This is a genomic window from Streptomyces sp. 891-h, assembly GCF_022760275.1.
GTDB lineage: Bacteria > Actinomycetota > Actinomycetes > Streptomycetales > Streptomycetaceae > Streptomyces > Streptomyces spirodelae.
In genome coordinates, this window is sequence record NZ_CP050693.1 from 5812030 (window position 1) to 5827929 (window position 15900).

Here is a 15900-nt window from a genome sequence, read left to right on the forward strand (position 1 = left end):
TTGCCCTTCCCGCTCCCGCGCACCAGGAGGACGACCATGGCCCATCCGACCCTCACCGAGGACGGGACCCGTGCGCTGGCCGTACGGCTCGCCGTCGCCGCGCTCGCCCGCTGGACCGACCGGGCCAGACGAGCCGCCAGCCAACGCCCGCCCGACACCCGGCAGGAGGCAGGTCGCGCCGCGGCGTCCGCGCCTCCGTTCGAGCACTCCGGTGACCCCGGAGTTCCCGTACTGGCGCGGCTGGTGGCCGCTGCGGGGGACGCTGAGGCGGCGCAGGTGGCGGCCCGCGCGGGTGCCGTATGGGCGCGCGGAGCCGGGCGCGGCCCCAGCCATCGGGGGCTGTACGACGGCGGACTCGCCGGAACACTGGTGGGGCTGCGGCAGTGCTCCGTACTGCACCCCGCGCTGCAGCCGGTGGCCGACCGGCTGCGGGAGAGGCTGCTGGACCGTTCCGTCCGTGACGGGGTGCGGTACGGGGCCGTCACCTTTCCCGACTACGACCTGATCATCGGCCCCTCCGGGGTACTCCTCGCACTGATCGCCGACCTGCCGGGGGCGGGGAACGCGCGTGGTGGGGTGGCCGACCCGAGAAACACGGCGATCGGTACCGACGACGTCAGGCGGGCACCGAAGGGGTTCGGAAAAGGGCTGGACCCGGACCGCTCGAACGACGGCACACCCGGCGCGGGAACGCCTGCTCCAGGAGCGCCCCTTCCGGGCGTACGCGGGCAGGGCGTACGCGGACCTGGCGTACGCGGACCTGGCGTACGAGAGTTGCCGGGCGTACGCGGAACCGGAACAGCCCCCCACGGCCCGGACGCAGCCGGACCAAGTGGACCCGGAGCACCAGCCGGCCCCAGTGCCGCACCCGGAATCAGCGCCGCACCCCGCAACGGAACCGGCGCCCCGCCCGCCCGCGGGACCAGGCACGGCGCCGAGCCCCGTCCCGTCGAGGCCGGGCTGCTCGCCTACGCCGCGCATCTCGCCGCCCTCTGCGACGCCCCGGACCTTCCTGGACTGCGCGCCCACTACCCCGACCACCCGCTGCTGGGCTGGCTGCACGGGCGCATCAACACCGGTATGGGGCACGGTGTCGCGGGTGTCACGGCGGCGCTGAGCGCGGCCGTCCGCATGCTCGGGCCGCGGCCGGAGCTGATCGCCGCGCTCAGCCACACCTGCCATTGGCTGGCGGGGGAGTCCTTCGACGACGCCCGGGACATCCGCTCCTGGAACGGCTGCGGTTCCGACGGCGCGCCCCGGCTGCCTGCCGGGAACGCCCGCCAAGGCTGGTGCTACGGCACACCCGGGGTCTCGTGGGCGCTGTGGGAGGCGGCGGATGTGCTGGGGGACGGGGTGGCGGCGGCCTGGGCCGCTTCCGCTTTCACCTCGCTCGCCGAGGGCTTCCACGAGGGCTACCACCTCTTCGGTGACCACCCCGGCGACCGGCTCGGCCTGTGCCACGGGGCGACGGGCGTGCTGGCGGTGGCCGACGCGCTGCACCGGCACGGGCGGTTGCCGGCCGCGACCCGGTTGCGGGCCCGGCTGCTGGCCCATCTCGTGGCGCACGAGGAGGAGTTGGCGGCGCTCGCCGAGGAGCGCTGCGGGCTCCTCTCGGGTGCGGGCGGCGCGCTCGCCGCGATGCTGACGGCGACGGGCGGCGACCGTACCTGGCTCCCCTGCCTGGGCCTGCGCTGAAGCGGCTCCCCTGCCTGGGCCGGTGCTGAAACGTACCGGCGCGCACCCCCTCCCCAGCCGCGCTCTAGTGGGCCTCCACAGCGACAACTTGTGCTGGCTGCCGGCGCTTTCGGGGAGGCAGGGTGGTGGCGACGCTCATAGAGGACTACGCCCTGATCGGGGACATGCAGACGGCCGCGCTGGTGGCCAGGGACGGCTCGGTGGACTGGCTGTGCCTGCCGCGGTTCGACTCACCCGCGGTCTTCGCGGGTCTGCTGGGCACCGACGACCACGGGTTCTGGCGGCTGGCACCCGCCGCCCGCGGCCCCGCGCGCCCCGCCGCCGCGCGGCGCCGCTACCGGGGTGAGTCGCTGATCCTGGAATCCGAGTGGGACACCCCGGAGGGCACCGTACGGGTCACCGACTTCATGCCGCCCCGCCACCATGCCGCGCCCTGCCTGGTGCGGATCGTGGAGGGCGTGACCGGGCGGGTACGGATGAGTTCAGCGCTGCGGATGCGGTTCAGCTACGGCAGGGTCGTGCCGTGGGTGCGGCGGGAGGGCGGACGGAGCGCCCCCGGGCTCGCCGACCGCACAGCGCCCCTCGCCGACCGCACAGTGGCCGTCGCCGGGCCCGACTCGCTGTGGCTGGACACCGAGGCCGAGACGTACGGCAGCGATCTGACCACCCACGCCGACTTCACCGTCTCGGCAGGACAGCGGGTGGCGCTCGCCCTCAGCTGGCAGCCCTCGCACCTGCCGGCACCACCCAGGCCCGACGCGGAGGAACTGCTGCGCGGCACCGAGCGGTTCTGGGCCGAGTGGACGGCGCAGTGCAGCTACACTGGGCGCTGGCGGGAGGCGGTGATGCGCTCCCTCATCACCCTGAAGGCCCTCACCTACGCGCCCACGGGCGGCATCGTCGCCGCGCCCACCACATCGCTGCCCGAGGAACTGGGCGGGGTGCGCAACTGGGACTACCGCTACACCTGGCTGCGGGACGCCGCCATCACCCTGGGCGCACTGCTGCGCACCGGATACCGGGAGGAGGCCAGGCGCTGGCGCGAGTGGCTGCTGCGCGCGGTGGCCGGGGATGCGCAGAACCTCCAGATCATGTACGGCGTCGCCGGTGAGCGGGAACTGGCCGAGTCGGAACTGGCCTGGCTGCCGGGGTACGAGGGCTCGCGCCCGGTCCGGATCGGCAACGGGGCGGCGGACCAGCTCCAACTGGATGTGTACGGGGAGGTCGTCGACGCGCTGTGGCTCGGCCAGACCTCCGGGCTGACACCCGACGTCCGTGACGACAGTACGCACATCCTGCAGATGAAGCTGATGAACTACCTGGAGTCCAACTGGCGCGAGCCCGACGAGGGCATCTGGGAGGTACGCGGGCCGCGCCGGCACTTCACCCACTCCAAGGTGATGACATGGGTGGCCGCCGACCGTACGGTGCGCCGGCTGTCCCGGCTCGGCCTCGACGCGCCGGTGGCGCGGTGGCGCGCCCTGCGGGACGACGTGCACCGCGAGGTGTGCGCCAAGGGGTACGACGCGGACCGCAACACGTTCACCCAGTCCTACGGTTCGCGGGAGCTGGACGCCGCGCTGCTGCTGATACCGCAGGTGGGTTTTCTGCCTCCGGACGACCCCCGGGTCGTCGGCACGGTGGAGGCGGTGCAGCGGGAGCTGTGCGAGGACGGGTTCGTACGGCGCTACGACCCCGGAGTCGGGGAGGGTGACGGGCTGCCCGGCGGGGAGGGCGTCTTCCTCGCCTGCTCGTTCTGGCTGGCGCACGACCTCGCCCTCATCGGCCGCGCGGCGGAGGGCCGCAGACTCTTCGAGCGCCTTCTGGAACTCCGCAACGACGTGGGCCTCCTCGCGGAGGAGTGGGACACCGGGCGCCGTCGCCTGGTCGGCAACTTCCCGCAGGCCTTCAGCCATGTCCCGCTGATCGACGCGGCGCTCCGGCTGGGTGGGCACACCGGACATGCGGGCTGACGCCGTCGCCGATGACACCCCTTGAGGGCCGCGCCCCTCCCTGTGCCGAACCCGAGCCGTCCACGAGTGGGCGCACTCACGCTGGGGGCCCAGTCGGCGAACCCCGGAGGGCACTGTGTGGCGGAAAGCACTGGCGGCGATATGGGAGGCCCTCTCCACGTACGGAATGCTCTGGATGGTGCCGCACGTGCAGGTGCGGAGGGAGGAGCCGACGGCCCCCGATCCGCAAGGGTCCACGGTGAATAAAGGGGGGCTCGAGAGGGCCGAGTCAAGCTCTGGCCAGAGATGACGCGTTCGCGGTCGTCTGCAACGGCCCGCCCGTCGGGCGGGTCGCCAACGGGGCTATGGGGGCGATGATGGCTGTGCCCAGGAACTTCACGGAACTCGCACTGCGGAGGATCCACGAGCGGCCCGAGGCGACCGCCTACCAGTTCGTCCGGCCGGGCCCCGGCGAAGGCCTCGAAGCCGATTCCCTCAGCTACGGCGAGCTGGGCGCGCGCTCCCTGCACCTGGCCGGCTGGCTGCAGGAGCACGGCTGCCACGGACAGCGGGTGCTGATCCTGCACACCGACGGCACCCAGTTCGTCACCAGCTTCCTGGGCTGCCTGCTGGCCGGAGCCGTGGCCGTCCCCGCACCGCCTCCCAGCGGTGCCCGGCAGAACGTCGAGCGGGTCGCGAACATCATCAAGGACGCCGCCGTCAGCTATCTGATGACGGACTCGGCCAACGCCTCCGCCGTCTCCCAACTGCTCGCCACCATCGGCCACCCCGAGGTCGTCTGTCTGGCGACCGACCGGATGACGGGCGGAGCGGGCCCGGGCGGCGCCCCGGAGTGGAGCGAGCCGGGGCTCTTCCCGGACGATGTGGCCTACCTCCAGTACACCTCCGGGTCGGTCAGCGAGCCCAAGGGCGTCATGGTGACGCACCGCAACATGCTCGCCAACCAGGAGGCCGTCCGGCAGGGGATGCGGACGACCCAGGAGTCGGTGGTCGGCGGCTGGCTGCCGTTCCACCACGACATGGGCCTGGCGGGCCACCTGCTGCACCCGCTGTGGCTGGGCAGCAGGGGCGTACTGATGCCGCCGATCAGCTTCGTCAAACGCCCGGTCAACTGGCTGCGCATGATCGGCACCTACGGCATCACCACGGGCGGCGGCCCCAACCTCGGCTACGACCTGTGTCTGCGCCGCGTCACCGACGAGCAGCTGGCCGGGCTGGACCTCTCCGGCTGGACGACGGCCGTCAACGGGGCCGAGCCGGTGCGCGCGGAGACGATGGACGCCTTCGCCGAGCGGTTCGCGCCCGCCGGGTTCCGCCGCTCGGCGTTCTACCCCTGCTACGGGCTGGCCGAGGCGACCTTGCTGGTCTCCGGAGGATCGCCCGGAGCACCCGCGCTGGAGCGCACCGTCGACAAGGCCGACCTGGAGCACCACACGGTCTCCGAGGCGCGGCCCGGCAGCCCGAGCCGCACCCTGGTCAGCTCGGGCATTCCGCGCGGCTGCGAGGTGCGCATCGTCGACCCGGAGAGCCATACGCAGCTGCCGCACGGGCGGGTCGGCGAGGTGTGGGTGCGCGGGGACAGCGTGGCGCACGGCTACTGGAACCGGCCGCTGGACAACGCGTACGCCTTCCAGGCCACCATGGCCGACGGCACCGACGGATTTCTGCGTACCGGGGACCTCGGAGTGCTGGAGGGCGGAGAGCTGTTCGTCACAGGGCGGCTCAAGGACATCATGATCGTCGCGGGCCGCAATCTGTACCCGCAGGACATCGAGCGCAGCGTGCAGCAGGTCAGTGCGCTCTTCGGCTCCAGCGCGGCGTTCTCGGTCGAGTCGGACCGCGACCATGTGGTCGTCGTCCAAGAGGTGCGCACCAGCCGAAACTACGACACCCAACTGGCGTCGCTCGCCGCTGACGTGCAGCAGTGCGTGGCCCGCGAGTTCGAGGTCGCCGCAGAGAACGTGCTGCTGGTGCGCCCCGGCACGGTGCGCAGGACCACCAGCGGCAAGCTGCAGCGGCGCGCCATGCGGCAGATGTTCCTGGAGGGCCAGATACAGCCGCTGCACGAGGTGGTCGCGCCGGAGGTGCGCAAGCTCGTTGAGGCCGGCGCCGGAGCGCGCGAGGGCAGCCGCAAAGGCGCGCGGGAGCGGGGGTGACGGTGCCCGGCCGGGCGCGGGCCGCGCGCTGGCCGCTGGCCGAACGGCTGGACGCCCGGCTCGGTGACCCCGAGGACGGCAGCGGCCCGCTCGCCTACACCACAGCGGCACGGCAGGACGAGGCCGAGGAGTTCCCCGCAGCAGCCTGCGCCGCGCTCGACGCGCTCGGCGCCCAGCACTACTACGTGCCCGCCCAGTACGGCGGGAAGCTCACCGGGCTGCCGCAGTTGCTGGAACTGGTCCGCACGCTGGCGCGCCGCGATCTGACCTGTGCCGTCGGGCACGGGAAGACCTTTCTGGGCGCGGTGTGCATCTGGGTCGCCGAGGAGGGCGCGGGTGCCGAGCGGCTGGCCGGTCTGGTGCGTGCGGGGGAGCCCGTCTCGCTGGGGCTGACCGAACGCGCACACGGCAGCGATCTGATGGCCGGCGAGGTCGTCGCCGAACGGGCGCCGGAGGGCTACCGCATCACCGGCGAGAAGTGGCTCATCAACAACGCCACCCGTGGCCGCCTCGTCTGCCTGCTGGCCCGCACCGCGCCCGAGGGAGGACCGCGCGGCTTCAGCCTGTTGCTGGTCGACAAGGCGGAGCTGCCGCCGGGCACGTACCGCACCCTGCCCAAGGTGCCCACCCTGGGCATCCGGGGCGCCGACATCAGCGGTATCGCCTTCGACGGCGCGCCGGTCGGCCGGGACTGCCTCGTCGGCAGGGAGGGCGAGGGCCCCGAAACCGTACTGAAGGCCCTGCAGATCACCCGCTCGCTGTGCACCGCGCTCTCGCTCGGCGCGGCCGACCACGGGCTGCGGCTCGCCTACGGTTTCGCGGCCGCGCGTGAGCTGTACGGGCGGCGGATGCTGGATCTGCCGCAGGTGCGGCGGACGCTGGCCGAGTGCTACGGCGATCTGCTGGCCGGCGAGGCGCTGAGCGCGGTCGCGGCGCGCAGCATCCACACGCTGCCGGGCGAGCTGAGCGTCACCTCGGCCGTCGCCAAGTACCTGGTGCCCACCATGGTCGACCGGGTGCTGCTGCGGCTGCGCGGGGTGCTGGGGGCGCGCGCGTTCCTCAGCGACTACCACGAGCACGGGCGGTTCCAGAAGCTGGAGCGCGACCACCGCATCGTGGGCATCTTCGACGGCAACACGATGGTGAACCTCTACGCGCTCACCGCGCAGTTCCGCACCCTGGCCCGCGCGTATCCGGAGCCCGGCGGGCAGCCCGACAGCCGGACGGCCACCTTCTGCCTCGCGCGCGGGCTGCCGGATCTGCGCCCTGACCGGCTGAGCCTGCTGGCGCTGCACGGCAGCACGCTGTTGGGCTCGCTGCCTGGGAACACGGCGGCGCTCGAGAGGGCAGCGGCGCGGGACGCCGGGCTGCTGGCAGCGGCGCGGTCGGCGCGCACCCTGACGGCGGCCTGCGGCGAGTTGCACGCCCGGATGGGGGCAGCGCGGCTGGTGCCGGGCGGGGCGCCGGCCGAGAGCTTCGAGCTGGCGCGCGGCTACAGCAACTGCTTCGCCGCCGCCTGCGCCCTGGGGTTGTGGCGGCACAACAGCGAGGTGCCGCAACTGTGGCTCCATGCGGTGCTGGACCGGCTCTCGAGCGGTCTGGAGGAGGCTGTACCAGGCAGTACCGGGCCGCTGCCGCGGCCCTGGGGGGTGGAGGAGGAGGCGCGGGAGCCGCTGTACGAGCGGCTGCTGGAACGGATGGCCGCACAGTACGCGGCGGGGGAGCTGTTCTCCTTGCTCCCGTGCCGCATAGCGGAGGGACCGCCATGCTGACTCCGACCGAGGGCCCCGGGCACACCGAAGGCACCGGGGCCGAAGAAGAGCTCCGTATCCAGTACCGGATCGCGGACCTGGAGCGCCGTTTCGGCGACCCGGTCGACCCGGACAATCCGCTGGGCATCGACGCGCTGCTGGCCGCCGACGAGCGCGGCGAACTGCTCGCCGAGGCAGAGGATGTGCTGGCCGACTTCCAGCTCAACGCCGAGTTCGTGCCCCGCCGGTTGGGCGGCAGGCTGGACCGGGTCGACACCATGGGCCGGGTGCTGCGTGCCGTCTTCCGGCGGGACGCCAGTCTGGGGCTGGGGTACGGCGCCACCTCCTTCCTCGCCGCGGTGGCCGTGTGGGCGGCCGGGACACAGGAGCAGCAGCGGCGGGTGGCCGAACTGCTGCTGGGCGGCGGCAGGCTGGCCATCGCCTACCACGAGCTGGCGCACGGCAACGACTTCGTACGCAACGAGTTCCGCGCGACTCCGGAACCGGGGGGCGGCTTCCGGCTCGACGGCGTCAAGCAGGTCATCAACAACGTGGTACGCGCAGAGGGGCTCGTCCTCTTCAGCCGTACCGACGACGCCGCGGGAAGCCGCAGTCACTCGGTGCTGCTGGTCGAGAAGGACCGGCTCCCCGAGGGCCGGCTGCGCTATCTGCCGCGCTATGCCACCGTCGGGGTACGCGGCTGCCAGAACGCGGGCATCGAGTTCACCGACTGTCCGGTGGCCGGTGACGCGCTCGTCGGTGAGCTGGGCGACGGTGTGGAACTGGCGCTGCGCTCCTTCCAGATCACCCGCAGCGTCGTACCGTCGATGATCCTGGGCGGGGGCGACACGGCGCTTCGTACGGCCGTGAGCTTCGCGCTGAACCGGCAGCTGTACAACCGCTCGGTACTGGAGATACCGCACGCCCGTGCCACCCTGGTGGGCGCCTTCACCGATCTGCTGATCTGCGACTGCCTGGCGCTGGCGGCCACCCGCGCCGTCCATCTGCTGCCCGCCGAGACGAGCGTGTACGCGGCGGCCGTGAAGTACCTGCTGCCCAAGCTGCTGACGGATACCACCTACGACCTCTCGGTGGTGCTGGGCGCCAACTTCTATGTGCGCGGCGGCGAGTACGGCGCGTTCCAGAAGCACGTACGGGACCTGCCGATGATCAGCCTCGGCCACGCCGGCACCGCCGCCTGCCAGGCGACGATCATCCCGCAGCTGCCCCGGCTCGCCCGCGCGGCCTGGTTCACCGGACCCCCCGCTCCCGACGGGCTGTTCCGCATCCGCGACCCCCTGCCGCCGCTGGACCCGGAGCTGCTGGAGCTGGTGGCGACGACGGACGGGCTGGCGTGCTCCCTGGCCGGGGCAGCTGAGGAGCTGGCCGGAGACGGCGGCAGCGGCCTTGCCGCCCGCACCGGCGAGTACGGGGAGGCGCTGGTGGCGCTGGCCGGCGAGCTGGAGGCGGAACTGCGCGGCCTCCAGGAGGAGTGCGCCGCCATGCCCGCCAAGGACCGCACGGTACTGGCCAGCCCGCGCTCCTACGCGGCGGCCGACCGCTACGCACTGCTGCTGGCCGCCGCCGCCTGCCTGGGCGTATGGCGCAACCAGGGCGCCGGGCAGGGCGCCGGGCAGGGCGCCGGGCAGGGCGCCGGAACGGGCCCGGGACAGGGCGCGGACCGTGCCGCGGACCCGCACGCCGCCTCGACCGGCTTCCTCGCCTCCCCGGTGTGGCCGGCCGTCGCCCTCACCCGGCTCGCCAAGCGGCTCGGCCGCCCGCTGCCCAAGCTGCCCGCAGGCTGGGAGGAACACCTGCTGGACGAGGTGCTGTCGCGCTACCACGAGGCCCGCAGCTACGACCTCTACGACACCCCGCTCGCCGGCTGAGAAGCCACGACGAGCAGCAGGACGAGGAGCATGCCATGGTGCCGCAACCGACCGGAGCCCACGTCCCCGATCCGCCGGGGACGCACGCGCCGATGGGGGAGCGCGAGTTCACCCGGTGGCTGACAGCACGGTTGGCGGAGTTCCTGGGCCGCCCGGCCGAGGACATCGACCCGCGCACGCCGTTCGCCGAGTACGGACTGGACTCCGTGGCCGCGCTGAGCCTCTACGGGGACATCGAGGACGAGTTCGCGCTCTTCCTCGAGCCCACCGTCGCCTGGGACCACCCCACCGTCGAGGCGCTGGCCCGCTGCCTGGCCGAGGAGTACGCGAGCCGCGGCGGCCGGCCCGACCCGGACGCACCGGCGGAGGTGTGACGATGCCGAGCGCCGATGCCGCCGACACTTCGACGCCGCAGGCGAGTCCGCGTGCCGTCGCCGTCGTCGGCCTGGACTGCGCCTTTCCCGGGGCGCCCGACCCGGCCGCGTTCTGGCGGCTGCTGAACGGCACCGAGCACGCGGTCGGCGCCCCGCCGCCGTCCCGCTTCCGCGGCGGGGCCAAGGGCGCCTTCCTCGCCGACGCCGACGCCTTCGACCCCGGCTTCCTGGGCATCTCCACCGCCGAGGCGAGCGCCATGGACCCGCAGCAGCGGCTGCTGCTGCAGTGCGCCTGGCGGGCCGTTGAGGACTGCGGGGTGCCGCCGCCCGAGCTGGCGGGCAGCCGCACCGGGACGTACGTCGGCGCCATGGCGGACGACTGGGCGCGGCTGGCGCTGGCGGACCCGGCCGCCATCACCCCGCGTACCGGCACCGGCAGCGGGCGCTCCATGCTCGCCAACCGGCTCGCCTACCAGTTCGACCTGCGCGGCCCGAGCCTCACCGTGGACACCGCCTGCTCCTCGTCGCTGGTGGCCGTGCACCTGGCCTGCAACGCGCTGCTGACCGACGAGTGCGACCTGGCGCTGGCCTGCGGCGTCAACGTGGTCATCGGCACCGCGCTGGACCAGATCTACCAGCAGGCCGGGCTGGCCGCAGCCGACGGGAGGTGCAAGCCGTTCGCCGCGGAGGCCGACGGCATCGGACGAGGCGAGGGCGTGGGCGTGGTGGCGCTGCGCAGACTGGACGAGGCGGTGCGGCACGGCGATCCGGTCTACGCCGTCATCCACGGCAGCGCCGTCAACCAGGACGGGCGCAGCAACGGCATCATGGCGCCGCACCGCGCGGCGCAGCGGGAGGTCGTCACCGCCGCGCGCGTACGCGCGGGCGCCGAGCCCGGCCAGATCCGCTATGTGGAGGCACACGGCACCGGCACCGCGCTCGGCGACCTGATCGAGGTCCTCGCCCTCGACGACGCGCTGGGCGCCCGGCAGGGCCAGCGCGCGGTGCCGCTCGCGCTGGGTTCGGTCAAGGCCGCCATCGGGCACACGGAGGGCGCCTCGGGCATGGCGGGGCTGGTCAAGGCGGTACTGGCGGTGCACAACGGCACCGTGCCGCCGGGGCCGCCCGCGGGCACCGAGAACAGCCAACTCGGCCTGCACAGGCGGCGGATGCAGCTGGTCGCGGAGCCGCTGGAGCTGGCGGAGCAGGGACCCGGCTGCCGGGTGGGAGTCTCCAGCTTCGGCATGGGTGGCACCAACGCGCACCTCGTCCTGGGCCCGCCGCCCCCGCTCCCCGCGGCCGAATCCGCGGGTGCGCCCGGGGTGTTCACCCTCTCGGCCGACACGCCCGAAGCGCTGCGCGCCAACCTCCGCGTCCAGGCAGCCGCCGCCGCGCGTACCGGGGAACGGGACCTGGCGGCCCTGTGCCGCACGAGCAACCGGGTGCGGGCGGCGCAGCCGTGCCACTTCGCCGCCGTCGCCGGTACGCCCGGGGAGCTGGCCCAAGCGCTGGCGACGGCGGCCGAGACGATGCCGGAACCGGTCGCGGCGGCCGAGGAGCCCACCGTGGCCTTCGCGTTCACCGGACAGGGCGCCCAGTACCCGGGGATGACGGCCGCGCTGTACGAGAGCTCGCCGCTCTACCGCGGTTTCCTCCAGGACGCGTCGGCCGCGCTGCTGGAGTGGACAGGCGCACCGGTGCACGAGCTGCTCCTGGACGGCAGCGAACGGGTGCACCGTACGGGCCTCACCCAGCCCGCGCTCTTCGCCGTCGAGTACGCCCTGGCCAGGACCCTGACGGAACTGGGGCTGCGGCCCGGAGCGGTGATCGGGCACAGCGTCGGCGAGTTCGCCGCCGCGGTCATCGCCGGTGGGCTGGACCTGTCCGACGCCGCCCGGCTGGTGGCACGGCGCGGCGCGCTGATGGAGGCGCTGCCCGAGGGCGGCGGCATGCTCGCCACCCGGGCCCGCGAGCGGGAGGCGCGTGCGCTGGCCGAGGCGGAGCCGCTGTGCGCGGTCGCCGCCGTCAACGCGCCCGGCGCCACTGTGCTCTCCGGCGACCGGGCTGGACTTGCCCGCATCCGGGAACAGCTGGAGCGGAGCGGCTTCGGCTGCACCGAGCTGACCGTCTCGCACGCCTTCCACTCCCCGCTGATGGAGCCGGTGCTCGCGGCATTCGCCGAGACCGCCGACGGAGTGCGTGCCGCGCCGCCGAGGATTCCGTTCCACTCCACGGTGCACGGCGGTCCGCTACCGGAGGGCACCGCGCTGGACGCCGCCTACTGGACGGCGCAGATACCGGCGACCGTGCGCTTCGAGGAGGCCGTCGGCTCGCTGTGCGCCGAACCTCCCACGCACATCGTGGAGATCGGCCCCAAGCCGGTGCTGTGCGGGCTGCTGCGCAGGATCACCGCCGCACGCGGGGTAGCTGCGCTGGCGCCTTGCCGCGATGTCTCCTCCGGATTCGAGCAGCTTGCCGAAGTGGTGGCCCGGCTGTACGAGGACGGGCTCGACCCGCAGTGGGAGCCCCTCTACGCGGAGGCCGACCGCCGCACCGTTCGGATGCCCTCCCATGTCTTCGCCACCCAATGGCGCTCCTGGCAGCCTGCGTCCCCCGCAACGGGGGCTGCGCTTGCCCACCCCGCGCCCCTGGCGCAGCCTGCCCAAGCTTCGCGGGGCAGCCATTCAGGGGCGCGGGGAACTGCGCGACCGGCCACAGCCAACCCGCAGTCCGCAACCAACGGGCAGGGGCAGCCCCTCACCGGCATCCGCACCGTCGTCGCCGAAATCGTCGGTGGGGCCCCCAGCGATCTGAATGAAGAGTTGCGCTTTTACGACGACCTCGGCTTCGACTCCGTGATGCTCATGGAACTCAAGCACCGGCTGGAAGTGCGCTTTCCCGACCTGGGCGAGCTGTCACTGCCCGAGATGCTCGCCAGCCTGGTGAGCATCGGCACCCTCGCCACCTATCTGCGCGGCCTGCTGACGACACCGGCGGCCGTCTGATGCCCCGCGCCGGCGCCGAGGCAGGCACCACGGCGGGAGCCGCAGCCGTCCATCTGCTGGGCACAGGCACCGCACTGCCTGGAGAGCCGGTCGGCAACGACCGGCTCTCCCAGCGCCTGGGCATCCCCTCGGCGTGGGTCGAGACGTTCATCGGCACCAGGACCCGGCACTTCGCCGTCGACCTGGACAGCGGCCGGGTGCGCTGGACGCTGGAGGACCTGTGCACCGACGCCGCGGACCGGGCACTGGCCGACGCCGGGGCCGAGCCATCCGAGGTCGGTTTCATCGTGCTGGCGACCGCCACCCCGGACGCGCTGATGCCGACCACCGCCGCGCTGCTCGCCGACCGGCTCGGCATCGAGGGCGCCGCCGCCTACCAGCTGCAGTCCGGCTGCGGCGGCGCCGTGCAGGCGTTCGCCGTGGCGCGCGCCCTGCTGTCCGTCGCCCCGTCCGGTCTTGGACTGGTGGTCGGCGGCGACGTGTGCAGCAAACACCTCGACCTGGCCCAGGACTTCCGCGAGCTGCCGCCCGGCGCGCTCGTCAACTACGTGCTCTTCGGTGACGGCGCGGGAGCCGCGGTGGTCAGCGGCACGCGACGCCCCGGCACCCAGGCGGTTCTCAGCCATCTCGAACACCGGCTGGCGGGGCTCGGGCTGCCGCCGGGCCAGCGCGTCGAATGGTTCGGCGCCGCCGACCTGCGCTCGCCGGATGCCGTGCCTCCTGCGGTGACCGAGGACTACAAGGCCGTCGAGCACCGGGTGCCCGTACTGGCCCGCGAACTGCGCGACACCCTGCTGACCGCCTCGGGCTGGCGGCCCGAGACCGTCGACTACCTCCTGCCGCCGCAGCTCAGCGGCCGGATGACCGAGCGGATCACGAGCGAGCTGGGTCACGGATTCGAGTGGGAGCCGGTTTCCTGTGTCGCGGAGACCGGCAACAACGGCAACGCGCTGGTCTTCCTCCAGCTCGACCGCCTGCTACCCCGCCTCACCCCCACCCAGCGAGCCCTGGCCCTCGCCGTCGAGTCCAGCAAGTGGATCCGGGCCGGCTTCACCGTGGAGGCACCCCAGGAGGCCCCCGATGCGTGACCGACACCTTGTGCGGCGCTCCTCGCCGGAAGCTGGGCGCTCCTCGCCGGAAACCCGGCGCTCCTCGCCGGGAGCCCGGCTGCGTACCCTGCACGCCCAGGGCCGGCTCGCCACGGGCTACCCGGACCTGCGGGAGCTGCTCGCCGACGCGTCCCCCGAGGAGCTCGACTTCGCCGGCCGGGTGCTCGCCCCGCTCGACCCGGACGAGGTGCTCGCGCACCACCCGGAGACGCCCACCGTCCGGATCGCCGTCACGGGACGCGGCACCGTGGGCGACGTGGTGCCCGCACTCACCGGCCAGCTGGCCCGGCACGGCATCCTGGCCCGTATCCGGGTGTGCGGGGCAGGCGGCTATCTGGGCGACCTGGCCGACCCGGGCTCCCCGCTCTACGCACACGCGCCGGACGTCACCCTGTGCGTCCTGGACCCGCTCACCGTATGGGACAAGGTGGCGGCGCCCTGGCAGCCGATCGACGTGAGCGTCGCGGCCGAGAGACAGCGCAAGGCACTCGGCGAACTGGCCGCCGCGCACGCCGCCTGCGCACCGCCCGGCGCCACTCTCGTGCTGAACACCGTGCCCCTGCTGCACCGCTTCACCCACCAGCTCACCTCTCTGGCGCAGCGGGCGGAACTGGGCGGACTGTGGCGGCAGTTCAACGCCGACCTGCTCTACATGGCACACCCCTCCGACGGGTTGGCCGTCCTCGATCTGGAGCCGGTCACCAGCGCCGGGGTCCGCGCCGACGAGCCGAGGCTCGGCACCTACGCCGACGCACACTGCACAGCGCAGCTGCTGGCCGGCTACGCCCGCGAGGCCGCCCACCTGATCCGCGGACTGCGCGGCCAGGCGAAGAAGTGCCTGGTGCTCGATCTGGACGGCACCCTGTGGGACGGCGTGCTGGCCGAGGACGGGCCCGAGGGCGTCACCGCGGCCGGCTCCCTGCGCGGTGCCGCCTTCGGCGCCTTCCAGCGCACCGTCAAACAGCTCGCCTCACAGGGCGTGCTGCTCGCCGTCTGCACCAAGAACGACCCGCAGGACGTGGCCCGCGCCCTGGCGGAGCACCCGGAGTTCCCCCTGGGCGCCGACGACTTCGTGACCGTCGTGGCCGACTGGGGCTCCAAGGCCGAGGGCGTGCACACCATCGCCGAACGGCTGGGCATCGCACCGGAGGCGGTGGTCTTCGCCGACGACATGCCCGTCGAGCGGGAGACCGTCCGGGTCGGCGTGCCCGGTGCCGCCGTGGTCCCGCTGGACGGCGAGCCCGCGCTGCACGCCGAACGCCTGCTCGCGGACGGCTGGTTCGACACCCCGGCGCTCACCGAAGAGGACCGGCTGCGGCCGGTGCGCTACGCCCAGCGGGCGGCCCGCGAGCGCTTCGAGGCCGGCTCCGCCGACTACCGCGCGTTCCTCGACAGCCTGGACCTGCGGGTGGAGATCTCTCCACCGTACGAGCACGAACTGGCCAGGCTGGCGCAGCTCAGCCTGCGCACCAACAGGTTCAACCTGACCGGCGAGCGGCTGAGCATCGAGCAGGTGCGGCAGCGCGCCGCCGAGCCCGGCGCCGTGGTGCTGGCCGTCCGTGCGGCCGACAGGTTCGGTGACGACGGGGTGGTCGGTGCCGTCTTCGCCCGCGCGAGAGCCGGCCGGCTGTCGGTGGACAACCTGGTGCTCAGCTGCCGGGTGCTGGGCCGGGGCATCGAGGAGGCCACGGTGAGCGGGCTGCTGCGGGCCGCAGGGGAGGCAGGGTTCACCGCCGTGCACGCGCGCTGGAGTGCCACCCGTGCCAACGGTGCGCTGCGGACGCTGTGGACCCGGCACGGCTTCACCACCGTCGACGGCCCAGGGACGGCCACCGAGATCCATTTCCGGCACTCGCTCCGGCGGCTCACCCCGGTGCCCGGTCACATCAGGCTGCGACTGCGGCTGCCCGACGAGCGGCAGCCGGCGGTCCCGCGGGGAGGGAGGTGA

9 protein-coding genes are annotated in these 15900 nt (G+C 73.6%); all 9 read left to right on the forward strand.

The window, feature by feature from the left end; all coding sequences use genetic code 11:
- Positions 1-36 precede the first annotated feature (36 nt).
- The 9 genes from HC362_RS25490 (at position 37) to HC362_RS25530 (ending at position 15900) form a co-directional block, all read left to right on the forward strand.
- Positions 37-1695 (forward strand): lanthionine synthetase LanC family protein, encoded by a 1659-nt coding sequence (locus HC362_RS25490; protein ID WP_243086481.1) that lies wholly within the window; start codon positions 37-39, stop codon positions 1693-1695.
- A 125-nt stretch (positions 1696-1820) separates the two neighbouring features.
- Positions 1821-3668 (forward strand): glycoside hydrolase family 15 protein, encoded by a 1848-nt coding sequence (locus tag HC362_RS25495; protein WP_243086482.1) that lies wholly within the window; start codon positions 1821-1823, stop codon positions 3666-3668.
- 356 nt (positions 3669-4024) lie between these two features.
- Positions 4025-5824, forward strand: coding sequence for a fatty acyl-AMP ligase (locus HC362_RS25500; RefSeq protein ID WP_243086483.1), 1800 nt, complete (start codon positions 4025-4027; stop codon positions 5822-5824).
- Positions 5821-7596: an acyl-CoA dehydrogenase gene (locus HC362_RS25505; protein ID WP_243086484.1), complete on the forward strand. Its 1776-nt coding sequence runs from the start codon at positions 5821-5823 to the stop codon at positions 7594-7596. The genes HC362_RS25500 and HC362_RS25505 overlap by 4 nt, the downstream gene beginning before the upstream one ends.
- Positions 7590-9464 (forward strand): acyl-CoA dehydrogenase family protein, encoded by a 1875-nt coding sequence (locus HC362_RS25510; RefSeq protein ID WP_243086485.1) that lies wholly within the window; start codon positions 7590-7592, stop codon positions 9462-9464. Before HC362_RS25505 ends, HC362_RS25510 begins: the two co-directional genes overlap by 7 nt.
- A gap of 35 nt (positions 9465-9499) precedes the next feature.
- Complete coding sequence (locus HC362_RS25515; protein ID WP_243086486.1) at positions 9500-9838, forward strand: acyl carrier protein; 339 nt, start codon at positions 9500-9502, stop codon at positions 9836-9838.
- A gap of 2 nt (positions 9839-9840) precedes the next feature.
- Positions 9841-12843: a type I polyketide synthase gene (locus HC362_RS25520; RefSeq protein ID WP_243086487.1), complete on the forward strand. Its 3003-nt coding sequence runs from the start codon at positions 9841-9843 to the stop codon at positions 12841-12843.
- Complete coding sequence (locus HC362_RS25525) at positions 12843-13931, forward strand: 3-oxoacyl-ACP synthase III family protein (protein WP_243086488.1); 1089 nt, start codon at positions 12843-12845, stop codon at positions 13929-13931. The genes HC362_RS25520 and HC362_RS25525 overlap by 1 nt, the downstream gene beginning before the upstream one ends.
- Complete coding sequence (locus HC362_RS25530) at positions 13924-15900, forward strand: HAD-IIIC family phosphatase (RefSeq protein ID WP_243086489.1); 1977 nt, start codon at positions 13924-13926, stop codon at positions 15898-15900. The genes HC362_RS25525 and HC362_RS25530 overlap by 8 nt, the downstream gene beginning before the upstream one ends.

Bases quoted from the DNA above. Each gene is read 5' to 3' on its own strand.
- HC362_RS25490 (WP_243086481.1), top strand. From the start codon at position 37: ATGGCCCATCCGACCCTCACCGAGGACGGGACCCGTGCGCTGGCCGTA.
- HC362_RS25500 (WP_243086483.1), top strand. From the start codon at position 4,025: ATGGCTGTGCCCAGGAACTTCACGGAACTCGCACTGCGGAGGATCCAC.
- HC362_RS25510 (WP_243086485.1), top strand. From the start codon at position 7,590: ATGCTGACTCCGACCGAGGGCCCCGGGCACACCGAAGGCACCGGGGCC.
- HC362_RS25515 (WP_243086486.1), top strand. From the start codon at position 9,500: ATGGTGCCGCAACCGACCGGAGCCCACGTCCCCGATCCGCCGGGGACG.
- HC362_RS25520 (WP_243086487.1), top strand. From the start codon at position 9,841: ATGCCGAGCGCCGATGCCGCCGACACTTCGACGCCGCAGGCGAGTCCG.
- HC362_RS25525 (WP_243086488.1), top strand. From the start codon at position 12,843: ATGCCCCGCGCCGGCGCCGAGGCAGGCACCACGGCGGGAGCCGCAGCC.
- HC362_RS25530 (WP_243086489.1), top strand. From the start codon at position 13,924: ATGCGTGACCGACACCTTGTGCGGCGCTCCTCGCCGGAAGCTGGGCGC.